General features: G+C 64.6%; 11 protein-coding genes. 8 read left to right on the top strand and 3 right to left on the bottom strand.

Annotation, left to right across the window (positions count from 1 at the left end; translation table 11 throughout):
• Positions 1 to 41: 41 nt before the first annotated feature.
• A complete protein-coding gene (locus HZB53_08755) occupies positions 42 to 1214 on the bottom strand; it encodes a glycosyltransferase family 4 protein (GenBank protein MBI5877726.1) in 1173 nt (390 codons plus the stop codon).
• 3 nt (positions 1215 to 1217) lie between these two features.
• A complete protein-coding gene (gene udk, locus HZB53_08750; GenBank protein MBI5877725.1) occupies positions 1218 to 1847 on the bottom strand; it encodes a uridine kinase in 630 nt (209 codons plus the stop codon).
• Between the two features lie 98 nt (positions 1848 to 1945).
• Here udk and HZB53_08745 point away from each other — a divergent pair, with 98 nt between their 5' ends.
• The 8 genes from HZB53_08745 to HZB53_08710 all read left to right on the top strand — a co-directional run bounded on the left by HZB53_08745 (position 1946) and on the right by HZB53_08710 (position 10765).
• A complete protein-coding gene (locus HZB53_08745; protein ID MBI5877724.1) occupies positions 1946 to 3166 on the top strand; it encodes an MFS transporter in 1221 nt (406 codons plus the stop codon).
• Between the two features lie 29 nt (positions 3167 to 3195).
• On the top strand, positions 3196 to 4890 hold the full coding sequence (locus tag HZB53_08740) for an acyl--CoA ligase (GenBank protein MBI5877723.1): 1695 nt from the start codon (positions 3196 to 3198) through the stop codon (positions 4888 to 4890).
• Positions 4887 to 6272, top strand: a complete 1386-nt coding sequence (locus tag HZB53_08735; GenBank protein MBI5877722.1) for an aminopeptidase P family N-terminal domain-containing protein — start codon at positions 4887 to 4889, stop codon at positions 6270 to 6272. Before HZB53_08740 ends, HZB53_08735 begins: the two co-directional genes overlap by 4 nt.
• Before the next feature lie 16 nt (positions 6273 to 6288).
• Positions 6289 to 7428, top strand: coding sequence for a glycosyltransferase family 4 protein (locus tag HZB53_08730; GenBank protein MBI5877721.1), 1140 nt, complete (start codon positions 6289 to 6291; stop codon positions 7426 to 7428).
• Between the two features lie 16 nt (positions 7429 to 7444).
• Positions 7445 to 8164, top strand: coding sequence for a rhomboid family intramembrane serine protease (locus tag HZB53_08725; protein ID MBI5877720.1), 720 nt, complete (start codon positions 7445 to 7447; stop codon positions 8162 to 8164).
• A 20-nt stretch (positions 8165 to 8184) separates the two neighbouring features.
• Positions 8185 to 8856, top strand: a complete 672-nt coding sequence (locus HZB53_08720) for a hypothetical protein (protein ID MBI5877719.1) — start codon at positions 8185 to 8187, stop codon at positions 8854 to 8856.
• Complete coding sequence (locus HZB53_08715; protein MBI5877718.1) at positions 8849 to 9259, top strand: ribonuclease HI family protein; 411 nt, start codon at positions 8849 to 8851, stop codon at positions 9257 to 9259. The genes HZB53_08720 and HZB53_08715 overlap by 8 nt, the downstream gene beginning before the upstream one ends.
• A gap of 267 nt (positions 9260 to 9526) precedes the next feature.
• Complete coding sequence (locus HZB53_08710) at positions 9527 to 10765, top strand: LCP family protein (GenBank protein MBI5877717.1); 1239 nt, start codon at positions 9527 to 9529, stop codon at positions 10763 to 10765.
• 5 nt (positions 10766 to 10770) lie between these two features.
• Here HZB53_08710 and HZB53_08705 read toward each other — a convergent pair whose 3' ends face one another.
• A complete protein-coding gene (locus HZB53_08705; protein MBI5877716.1) occupies positions 10771 to 12138 on the bottom strand; it encodes an FAD-binding oxidoreductase in 1368 nt (455 codons plus the stop codon).
• Positions 12139 to 12608 lie beyond the last annotated feature (470 nt).

Here is a 12608-nt window from a genome sequence, read left to right as displayed (position 1 = left end):
AGCTGACCAACCGGCGTGTCTGCCTTAGGCTGTGACACGCACTATGCCCCTTTTGCGTAAATTAGCCAATCTGGCCCGTCGGGCGATTCGCCGCGCGCGATGCGTTGATGTGCGCTGGCAAGCCGCGCCCCGTACTGTTCCCAAGTATATTGTTCGACATGCCGGCGCCCGGCTGCGCCCATCGCGGCGCGCTGCTCCGGATTGCGTGCCAGCGCGATCAGGCATTCGGCTAGCCGATCGGGCTCGCGGATCGGCACAACGAAACCGTGCTCGCCGTCGCGCGCGATGGAGCCGCAATTGGGCGTGACGATGACCGGCAACCCGCTCGCCATCGCCTCGTACGTAACGAGTGCGCTGCCTTCTTGGATTGATGGGAAGATGAACACGTCGGCATCGCGGTACGCCTGCGCCGGGTCGATGTGCCCGATGAAGCGAACTCCCGGCAGGTCGCGGAATGGAGCCAGTAGGGGGGGCATCTCCTTGCCAATCAACCCGGCGATATGCAGTTCACCATCCGGAATGGCCGCCCGCTTCCAGGCTTCCAGCAGGTCGGGCACGCCTTTCTGTGCGCTGACAAGTCCGACAAACAGCGCACGAAACGGGCCGCTGCGGCGCTGTGTCGGGGGCCTAAAGCGGTTGATGTCCACACCAAACGGATTCAAAATAATACGTGCGAGTGGTGTACCGTGCACGACGAAGCTATCATAGGCGAAGCGCGACGGCACGATCACATAGTCGGATTCGGCGTTCTCGGCCACACCGCGCCGCACCGCGCTTTGCACCGTGAGCGGCCGCTTGAGTCCCCATCGATCGGCTTCTTCCGCCAGTAGTTCAGCTTGCATCAGCACGTGTGTTGTCGCGCGCTCGACGATTGTGCGCGCGCCGTGTCGGTGCGCTGCGCGCAGTTGTCGCAGGCACATATTGCCCCATCCATGGAACACGTCGCAGGCGGACACCTGTCCCTGCGCCCAGACATCGAACACAACGTCGGTCCAGTCGGTTGCTTGCCCGCTCGGCTCCATGAAGGCCAGTCTCTTCAGCCCCCGGTTAATCAGGCCCAGGGAGCGAACATCGGGTGCGAGGACGCCTTCGTGCGCACCGACAATCAGGCGCGAAAGGATGCTGGCGCGCTGCAAGCCCTCGGCGGCTTTGAGTGCAATCAGCCCGATCGCGCCGCGGCCGAGTCGAACGCCGACCGAGTAAACGGTCTGCATTGCCTAGCCCGCCGCCAGCAGCGTCTCGATGCGCGCGACGATCAGATCGAGCGCGATCGTGTTGTAGCCGCCGCCGGGCACGACCACGTCGGCGTAGCGCTTGCTCGGCTCAACGAACTCCAGGTGCATCGGCCTTACGGTGTGCTCGTACTGCTCGATGACGTTGTCGAGCGTGCGCGCGCGCTCGCCGATGTCGCGTTTCAGGCGGCGCAGCAGGCGCACGTCGGCGTCCGCGTCGACGAAGATCTTGATATCCATCATGTCGCGCAGCGCTTTGTCGACGAAGATGAGGATGCCTTCGACGACAATGACCTTGCGCGGGCCGATTGCGATCGTTTCGCTGCGCCGCACGTAGGCCGCGAAGTCGTAGGTCGGCATCGCGATCGCGTGCCCGCCGCGCAGCGCGCGCAGGTGCTCGACCAGCAGGTCGGTTTCGAGCGCGTCCGGGTGATCGAAGTTCTCCTGGCGGCGCTCGGCCAGCGGCAGGTGGCTCAGATCGCGGTAGTAAGCGTCATGCGGGATAAACGCGATGCGATGCGCGCCCACGCGCTCGATGATGCGGTTGGCCACCGTGGTCTTGCCCGACCCACTGCCGCCCGCCACGCCGATGATCAAAGTGCCCGCGCCGCTCATACGCGCATTATACGCGCACCCCGGTCGGATTGGCAATCAAATCCGCGCCACCGATTTCGCTCCGCACCCGGCATTTATTGGTGTTATAATCGCGAATTGTGTCTACGCTCAAACTCCTGCTGTTTCGCCAGCCCGGTGTCGGGATCCTGCTGTTCAACTACTTCCTGATGAACACCGGCTTCTTCCTCATGATGCCATTTGTGGCGCTGCATGGTACACGCGACCTGGGCTTGTCGGCGGCGATGGCCGGCCTGGTGCTCGGCATCCGCCAGTTCACCCAGCAAGGCCTGGCCGTCTTCGGCGGCGCGCTGGGCGATCGGATCGGCTACAAGCCCACGCTGGCCATTGGTCTGCTGGTGCGCGCCATCGGATTTGCCTCGTTCGCCTACGCGACCGATTTGCCTTCGTTGACGGTGGCCGCGCTGATCGCCGCGTTTGGCGGCGCCTTCTTCGAGTCATCGGGCAATGCCGCGCTCGCGACCTTGACGCCGATCGAGCACCGGCCGGCCTCGTTTTCATTGTACGGCATTTCAAGCCGGCTGGGCAGCGCCGTTGGCCCGGCGCTCGGCATCTGGCTGTTGCAGATAAACTTCGCCACGCTGAGCCTGGTGGCCGCATCATTCTACATTGTCGGCGTTGTGCTGCTCTGGATCGGCATGCCCAATATCCATGCTCCCAAGCGCGCGGACGGCGGTCCGGAGCGGCCGTCGTTCACCCAGACGCTGAAGACCGCCCTGCGCGACCGCCGTTTTGTTACGGTGATTGCGCTCAACACCGGGTACTGGTTCCTGTTCGTGCAATTCACGATTTCGCTGCCGCTGTATGTCTACAATCGCTTCGGCAGCCTTGAAGCGATCAGCCTCTACTACATCATCAACTCAGTCCCGGCGATTCTGGCGCAATACTTTCTGCTGCAATATCTGAATCGCCGCTGGTCGCGCCCGATGATCTTGCTGGTCGCCATGGTCTTCATCTCGCTCGGCATCGGCACAATCGGGGTCTGGACTCTGCCGCTGCTGGTGGTGGTTTCGGCCACTGTTTACGCGCTGGGCGACCTTTTGTACCAGCCGACGCAGTACACCATTACCTCTGAACTGGCGCGCAGCGATGCGCTGGCGGCGTATTTTGGGCTAGCGGCCTATGCACTCGCCGTGGGTGGCGGCGTCGGGAATGTGCTCGGCGGCTGGCTGTTTGACCAGGCGGTGGCGGCCAGCCGGCCCGACCTGGTCTGGTATCTCTATGGAGGCGTCGGAATCGTGATCGCGGCCGGACTGGCGATCTGGGCGCGTGGTCAGCAGCCCACTGCACGCACGACCTAGCTTCGCTGTGCTATAATCCGCTCAACAACATGAGCGCCGAGCACGACTGGCAAACGCTGGTCAATATCGCGCACGCGCAGGCAGTCCGTGGCATCTCGCCGCTCCGGGCGCTGGTGGCGTACCGCAATCTCGGTGCGCTTCTGGCGGAGCGCGCATCCCGGCAGCCCGAGCGGCCTCTGCTGCTAACGCACGAACCGTCCGGCTCGGTGCGCGAGCGTTCCTATCGGGAACTGCATGCTGAGGCCAGGCTCCTGGCGGCGTGCCTGCATCGTGAACACGGACTTCGGCGATCGGACCGCATCGCGATCATGTCCGGCTCGTCCGCTGACGCGGGGCGACTGCTGCTGGCAGCCTGGATGATCGGCGTCAGCATCATCCCGGCGCATCCCGATGACGATGATCGGCGCATCGCATCGAATCTGCAGGAAGCTCGCGCCCGCCTGCTCGTCCCCGATGCGCAGCACGCGGCCCGTGCTCAGCGCATCGCGGCGTCGGTGGATGGCATGGCTGCGCCGGTCTGGCTGGAAGCGCTGACGGCGGCCACTGAAGTGGGTTCCGCGGGTTATGCACTGCCTGCCGAACCGGCGCGCGACGACGAGGCGATCATCGCGTTCGTCCCGCATGCGGATGGCGCAGCGGGTGCCGTACTCAACCACTATAATCTACTCGCGGTGTCCGATGCGGTGGCGCGCTGGAACCGCTGGACAGCGTTTGACCGGATAGCCAGCACGCTTCCGTTGCTCACCGTGGCCGGGATCGTTGGGACACTGCTCGGTCCGTTGAGCGCTGGCGCGAGCACGGCCAGCGTGCGCTTTGACCCGGCGACCTACTGGGCGCAGATATCAGATCTCGGCGCGACCATCGCCATCATGCTTCCCGGCCAGATGCAGGTGTTGCTGGAATTAGATGCCGCCGTCAACCCGTCGGTTCCGCGCTTGCGCTCGGTAATTTGCACCGGTGGTTCGGCGCAGGCGCGCACGGCGCAAGCGTTTGAACAGCGCTTTGGCTGTCCGGTGCAGATCGCGCTGGGCGTGGCGGAAGCGAGCGGTTGGGTGTTCCAGACGCCGCTCGACGCGAGCGCGCCGGATCGCGCGCTATGGTTCGACCGTGACGGCCGCGCGCCGGTTGGGCAAACGCTGGATGTCAACGAGGTCTCGATAGCCGGCGATGACGGCAGTCAATCCGAGCGCACCGGCGTGCTGCTGTTGCGCGGGCACAACGTCATGCAGGGCTATCACCAACGTCCCGACGCCAACCGGAGCGCGTTCACCGGTGGCTGGCTCGCAAGTGGATTGTTGGGGCACGCCCATGCCGATGCTTCCGGCGGGCCGGTATACACCATTGACGACAGCAGCCGGCCGGTCGCAGAACGGGACGGCGTGCCGCTTTCGCTGGCCGACGTGGATCGCGCGCTCCAATCGATACCGGCTGTGCGCACCGGCGTGGCTGTCGCGTTTGATAACATCTATACTGGCGTGGAGATTGGTGCGTACGTTGTGCCGGAGCCGGGCGTGCATGTCGAAGAATTCGCCATTCTCGCCCGTTGCCGGCAGCAACTTGGCCATGCCAAAAGCCCGAAGGTCGTTGTGTTTGGCGCCGAGCCAGCGACCGATGCAAGGGACCTGTTTGACCGACGCGCTCTGCAATCCCGCTTCACCCGGTACCTGCGCACGCGATTTAGCGATTCAGATGCCGGCGCGCCCGTGGAGGATGAGTCGTTATGAACATTGAACTTGCAGAGTTTCAGTTGCCGGACTACGGCCTGCCGACGGTCGAGCCGGATGTCCCTGCGGACGAGTACGAGGTGCGGCTGGCGACGGTGCGCAGCCGCATGAAGCAGGCGCGCCTTGATGCGCTGGTGATCTACGGTGACCGCGAACACTTTGCCAATCTGGCTTACCTCACGGGCTACGATCCGCGCTTTGAAGAAGCGCTCTGCGTGGTGACGCGCAGCGGCAAGCCGTCGCTGCTGGTGGGCAACGAAGGTGTCGGCTATGCGGGACTCGCGCCGCTCGCGGTCAACGTGGTGCTGCACCAGTCGTTCAGCCTGCTCAATCAGCCGCGCGATCGCCTCGTGCCGCTCAAGCGCATCCTGCGCGATGCCGGTATCACGCCCGGCATGCGCGTTGGCGCAGTTGGCTGGAAGTACTTCTCTGGAAGCGAAGCGCCGCACTCCAAGCGCGCCAGCGAACTGCCAGCCTGGGTGCTCGACGCCGTGAAATCGGCGGTACCGGCGGGCAAAGTGCGCAACGCGACGGCGCTTTTCATGGCGTCCGATGGCGTGCGCGCCGCGAACAGCGTGCACCAACTGGCGCGGTTCGAGTTTGCGGGCACTGTGGCCGGGCAGATGGTGCGCGATGCGATCTTCCAACTGCGTCCAGGGCTGAGCGAATACGACGCGGTGCGGCAGATGCGCTGGCCGGGCATGCCGCTCTCGTGCCACCTGATGCTGACAGCCGGCGAGCGGGCGCGCGTCGGGCTGGCCAGCCCGTCGTCCCGCCCGATGCAGACCGGTGAGCCGTTCACGACGGCCGTCGGCCTGTGGGGCGCGCTCACGGCGCGCGCCGGTTTCCTGGTCGAAGATGCGTCTCAACTGCCGCTGCCGATCCGCGACTACTTTGATCGGCTGGTCAAACCGTACTTTGCGGCCGCCGCGACCTGGTATGAAACGATCGGCATCGGCGTCACGGGCGGCGAGTTGCATGCGGCGGTGCATGCCATCATCGGGGACCCGTTCTATGGTGTGGCGCTGAACCCGGGCCACTTGATCCACCTCGATGAGTGGCTCAGTTCGCCAGTGGAACGCGGCTCGACGACGCCGTTTGTTTCGGGTATGGCCGTTCAGTGCGACATCATCCCCGCGACGGGCACCGCCTACTTCACATCGAACATCGAGGACGGGGTGGCGCTGGGCGACAGCACGCTGCGCCGGCAGTTTGCGCGGCAGTATCCGGAGGCGTGGGCGCGCATTTGCGCGCGGCGGGCGTTCATGCAGGAAGCGCTCGGCATCCGGCTCAAACCGGAGGTGCTGCCGCTTTCCAACCTGTCGGGCTACCTGCCGCCGTTCCTGCTGGCGCCCGGCCGCGCGATGCGGCGCGTCGCGTAGCTGGCAAGCCAGGGTCATGAAACTCGCGTACTTCGGTCACAAGCCTCAGCCGGGCGGCAAGGGCGGCGGCCTCGTCAGCTACTCGACCGAGATACTGCGCGGCCTGCGCGCCCGCGGCCTCGATATTGTGTTTATGTACCATGGCCCGCGCACACGGCACCGCCGCGACAGCAAGGAAATCCAGATCGGCGCGCTCAACATCATGAACCGGAGCGTGATCTCCACGCCGAACGCGCGTGAACTGATCGAGGATACGCTGCGCGCCGAACGACCGCAGATCGCCCATGCGTCGCTATCGTTCTCGCAGTTGCTGGACTTTTCGCTGCCGGATATTTGCCACGCTGCCGGAATCCCGATCGTGGCGACGCTGCATTTCCCGTACGATCGGCGCACGACGTTCTGGGGCAGCGCATCGCGGAGCCTGTACCGCGTTTATGCCTCGCCGCTGGCGAAGTACGACGGCATCATCGTGTTTTCTTCCGAGCAGAGTGCGCTGCTGGCGGATTATGGCGTGCCGGCCGAGAATATCCATGTGATACCCAACGGCGTCGACGTGGGCAAGTACGCGCCGGGGCCCGCGACCTACAAGCGCGACGTCAATGCCGACTACCTGATTACCTACATGGGCCGGGTCGATCCGGAAAAGAACGTTGACACGTTGCTCAAGGTGTTCAGCGACATGCGCGTGCCGCCGACGCACCGCCTGGTGGTGGTCGGCGACGGATCGGAGCTCGACCGGTTGCGCGAGCGTTTTGCGGCGTACACACAGATTGAGTTCATGGGCTGGGTGGCGTCCGACGAGCAACGGGTGCGCATCCTGCAGGCGACGGATATGTTCGTGCTCCCGTCGGATGTCGAAGGCCTGTCGCTGGCGATGCTGGAGGCGATGGCCTGCGGCTGCACCGTCATCGCGACGGACGCGGGCGCCGACGGCGAGGCGCTCGGTGACGCAGGTATCCTGATCGACCCGGAGTCGCTGGAGCCGCAACTGCGACTGGCGATGCAGGTGCTGATCGCGTACCCTGAATTTGCGCGGTCACTGGCGGGCCGCGCACGCGCGCGCGCGGTGACATACTACTCGCTGGACGCGAATGTGGGCCGGCTCGTCGAATTGTACGGCCGGATGCTGGGTACCGCCCCGGCGCGGGCCGGTTGAGAACGAAAGGCCAGCCATGATTCCCCTGCGCGACCTCAACCCCACCCGCTCAACGCCGTATGTAACCGTCGCACTGATTCTGGCGAATGTGCTCGTGTTCGCCTATCAGATCCTCATACCGGCACGGCAATTGAACCAATTCGTGCTGGCGTTTGCCCTGCAGCCGTATGAGCTTACCCATAACATCGAGCTGTCGCCCGCCATTGGCATTCCGGTGGCCCTGACGATGTTCACCTCCATGTTCATGCATGGCGGCTGGCTGCATATCATCGGCAACATGCTCTACCTGTGGATCTTTGGCAACAATGTCGAAGATCGCCTGGGGCACCTGTTCTTCCTGATCATCTATCTTGGATGGGGCGCCGTGGCGGCGCTGACACAGGTGGCGGTCGATCCGAATTCGCGCGTGCCGATGCTGGGCGCCAGCGGGGCGATCGCGGGCGTGCTCGGCGCTTACCTGGTCATGTATCCGGCTGCGCGCGTAGAAACGCTGGTCACGCTGGGCTTCTTTCTCACGACCTATCGATTGCCCGCCTGGATTGTCATCGGCGTCTGGATTATTGTCCAGTTCTTCAACGGCCTAGTGGCGTTGGATGGCGGGGCTGGGGATGGCGTTGCCTACTTCGCGCACATCGGCGGCGCGGTGGCCGGCCTGTTCGTCGGGGTGCTCGTGCGGCTGTTGTCCGGCCGCAGCCGGCCGGTTGATCCCTACGGCGGTCGCGGGGGTTTGGCGTGACCGATTCTGTGATCGGTCGCGTGCAGTCGCTGGATGCGGAGAACGATCGCGCGCGCAAGCAGGCGCTCGACCTTGAAGCGAAACTGACAGGCAACACCGAGGTCATGGCTGCGCTGGCCGCCGAGCAGCGCGCAGTCGCAACTTTGCAAGTGAAACGGGCGGCGCTGCGCGAGCGCGAATCGGACATGAAATCGCTCGAAACGCGCATGGCGGACCTGGAACAAAAACTGTACGGCGGGCGCATCCAGAATCCGAAGGAGCTGGGCAGCTACGAACGCGAACTGCACATGTTCAAGCAGAACCACGGACGGATCGAAGAAGCGGTTCTATCGTTGATGGATGAAACCGACCAGGCCGAGCGCGACGCCTCGGCTGCCCGCGAGGCCCGCGAGGCCGCGGAGTCTGTGCGAGCACATGCTGGAGCCACCTGGCGCGAGGAGCTTGATTTATTGCGCGCGCAGATCGTCGAGCGCGATGAAGTGCTGCGGGCGCTGCGCCGGGACGCGAGTGTGGAGACGCTGGATTTCTACGATCGCTTGCGCAAGCGCATGCCCACGTCCGCGGCGCCGGTGCGGCATGGCGGGTGCGCCGCCTGCGGCATCGGGCTGTCTGCTGATGTCGTGGAACGCGCGCATGCCGAGGACGAAGTCGCTGTATGCGACAACTGCGGAAGGATACTGTACGTTGGATGAGCTATGCATCGTGCGCGCCGACGGCGTGGCGCGCGGCAATCCGGGCCCGGCCGCCATTGGCGTCATCGTCGAATGGCCGGCCGGCACGGTCGTCCGGCAGATCGCCGAGCCGGTCGGCATGCGGACAAACAATGAGGCCGAGTACGAAGCCGTCATCGCCGGCCTCAAGGCGGCGCGTGCGCTGCGAGCCAAGCAGGTCATGCTGATGATGGACGGCGAATTGGTCGCCCGCCAGTTGCGCGGCGAGTATCACGTGAAGGACGCCAAGCTCAAGAAGCTGCACCAACGCGCCACGCTGTGGATCGCCAAGTTCGAGCGTGTGCAGATTGCCTTCGTGGCGCGTGAGTATAATCGCGCTGCCGACCAGTTGGCTCTCCACGCACTCAGCGCGCCGCCGGCCTGAGCTGGTTGCGGCCCGTGCATTTGTTCGTGTCCCAACTGCGCCTATAATTAGCTTATGGCACGCCGAAGTGCTTCTCCATTGCAGTCCGGGATCGTGCGCGGTCTCGGGTTGATCGTCCTCTCTGGCTCTCTGTGCGCCGTGCTTTTTGCAGGGTACTTGCTGTACGGTGCGTGGAATGGGTGGTACGACTCGCCCCCCCCGGACGACAATTGGCAGGCCAGCGCAGATGGCTCCACCGAGAGCGGCGGTGCGTCTGATGATCCAAGTATGCCCGCCGGCAGTGACCGTCTCGATCCGCCCGGCCTGCCGCGCGCCTCGGCCGGCAGTTCGCTGCCCCTGCCGCCCAAGCCGCGCCTCGACCGCCAGGAGCGCGTCAACATTCTGCTGACCGGTATCGACCGGCGTCCCGGCGAGACGGGCGGCACGCTGACCGATGCCATAATCGTCGTCACGGTGGACCCGGCGACCAAGTCGGTCGGCATGCTGTCGATCCCGCGCGATCTATGGGTCACGATTCCAGGTTTCAGCGAAAACCGGATCAACACCGCGTACTGGACAGGCACACGCGCGCGCTACCCCGGTGGCGGCTTCGCCCTGCTGAAGCGCACCATCCAGCAAAACCTCGGCATACCGATACACTACTACGTCCGCATCGACTTCGTCGGCTTCAAAAAGGTGGTGGACACGCTGGGCGGCATCACGGTTGACGTGCCGCGCGACCTGTACGATCCGACATTCCCCGATGACCGCTATGGCTACCGGCCGCTGGTTGTGCGTAAAGGCGTCCAGCGCATGAACGGTCAGCAGGCGCTGGATTATGCGCGCACGCGGCACGTGGACAACGATTTTGGGCGCATGAAGCGGCAGCAGCAGGTCATTATGGCCATCAAAGATCAGGCGCTGCGGCTTGATGCTATTCCGAAGATTCCCGCGCTGTGGGCGGCCAAAGCCGACATGGTGGAGACGGACCTCGGCCTGAACGAGGTACTGGCGTTTGCGCAAATGGCGCGCGACATCAAGAGCGACAACATTCGCTCCGGAGTCATCGGCGACGCCGAAACAACGGACTGGACAACGCCAGGCGGCGCGATGGTGCTGCTGCCCAATCGCGAACGCGTGCGCAAAGTCATTGAGACCGTGTTCAAGACGCCAATGGCGGCACTGACCCAGGATGAGCCGGGCGACCAGTTCCGGCGGCTGGCGGCCGAAGGGGCGCGGATTGAAGTCTCGAACGGAACGGCCACCGAAGGTCTGGCGGGGCGCGCGGCGGAATGGCTGAAGGCGCAGGGGTTCTCCGTGGTGCTGGTGGACAACGCGTCGCGCAGCGACATGACGCAGACGCAGATTGTCGAGGCGGCCAGCAAGCCATATACGCGTGGCCTGCTGCTGCGCATCATGCGGTTGAACACCGATCGCGCCCGCAGCGGTGATGTTGGCAGCGGCGTCGATATGCGTATCGTGCTCGGGCAGGACTTCGACACGAGCATGCTGCCGAGCAGCCAGTAGCCGCGCTACAACTGCCCGGACTCTCCCCAGTTGTCCAGCAGTCGGCGATAAGCTGGATCCGCATAGCGGTCGAGCCGGAAGGCTGGCGCGTAATGCGGCAGCGCCCCCCCGCTGATGGTGCTGGCACACAGGTCAGCCGCACCGCACGCCGCCATCAAGCCATAGCCGGAGAGTGCACCGACGATATACGCGCCATCGATGGGTAGTGGGCCGATCAGCGGACGGTTCTCGCGCGTCTTGGCGTAATAGCCTCCGTCCACCTGCGGCTTCGGTGCGCGCCCGAAGTAGGCGGACAAACCGGGTATCATGCGCGCCAGCCCACGCAGTGCAATCTCCGGGTAATGCGGATCGAGCGGCAGCGGCCACGTCGGTTCGACCGGTGCGGCATCGTACGTCCACAGAATCAACAGCATATGGCTGCTGGAACCGCCCTCCGGGCGCGTGTGAACCCCCGACGGAAACTCCTCCAGCAGGTGGCGCAGTTCCGGGTCGGATGCAAACAGTTCGCGCTCTTCGTCGCTCCAGGCCAGCCGAATCGGATCGGTCCAGATCAGGAGCGGCGCGTCACGCGGCACGATGCCCAGGAAATCATCGAACATGATCTTGATATGCCGCTCGCAGAACATCGGCAGGTCGATGCCCAGCATGCGCGCGGCAGCCTGTTGCAGCGGCCCGGCGGCGAGCACCAGCGTGTCCGTGGTGATCCGGGTGCCGTCGCCCAGCCGGACAGCCCGGACGCGGCTGTGCGCGACATCCACGCCGGTCATGCGCCCTGACACAAAGCGCACGCCGTGCTCCCGTGCGCGCTCAAGCATGGTCATGCCGAGTTGCTGCGCGCTGAACCATCCGCACCGGCGCGCGTGCACCACCGCGACAGTGTCCTTCGCCAGGTAGCCGAAATGGCGGCCCAGCAGTTGCGGGTCGGTAATCAGGTCGGCGCCGGTGGGCTGGCCGCGGAACCCGTCGGATGCCAGCGGTTGATAGCCGGAGCCGGGCTGGCCGGCGTGGCGGCGCAGCGCGCCTGCGCCGAGCGCCTCCGCCTCCAGGGCCGCCCGTTCGAAGTCGGCGGTGCGCGCCGGATTGGCCGTCGCATAAAGGTAGCCACGCCGATTGAGCGCGATGCGGTTGCCGCTGTCATCGGCGATCTGCTCGAGAATATCGATGCTGCGATTCATTAGTGCGACCATGGCATCGCCGGGGCCGGGCCACCAGTTGCGATAGCACTCGGTGGATTTGTCGCTGGTCAGTGTAAGCGGCGGGCGTTCATCGATGATGACGATGTTGCGCAGTCCGCGCACGACGGCGAGTTGATAAGCGGTGGCGACGCCGGCAATGCCGGCTCCGCAGATTACGATATCAGCCGAAGTTGTCATCGCGTGACTTCCAGAAGAGAATTGGATACGGCACCAGTATAGCCTAATTTGGCGGTAGCCGCCTCGGGCGACGGCCTCCGGCCGCGGTGGGTGTATTTCAGATTGGGGGCGAGATTTGGCGTATGACCATACAGCCGTCCACATCGTCACTCCCGTGAAAGCGGGAGTCCAGGGGCAACACCGCTGGATGCGGGCGCATGGCCATGCGCCCCTACACAGGCATGACGCGGTAATATCCGTCGCTGGCTTCTCTCCGCCCCAGAACTGGAATGCGCCCGATCGGTGGACTCCCGTCGCGGCGACAACATTGACGCCGGCCGGGAGCGGTATAGAATAGACTCTATTCAAAATAGGCATTGGATCGCTTGTGGCGATAGCGTCGTCTGGTCCGGCGAAAGTTATGCAATGCGGTAGCAATACTCATCACCAGGTCTGACAACCCCGCGGCGACATTGCGAAAGCGCTCCTTG

The organism is Chloroflexota bacterium (assembly GCA_016235055.1).
Taxonomy (GTDB): Bacteria; Chloroflexota; Anaerolineae; order JACRMK01; family JACRMK01; genus JACRMK01.
The sequence above is the reverse complement of the archived record's forward strand: the minus strand, read 5'-3'. Positions and strand labels throughout refer to the sequence as shown.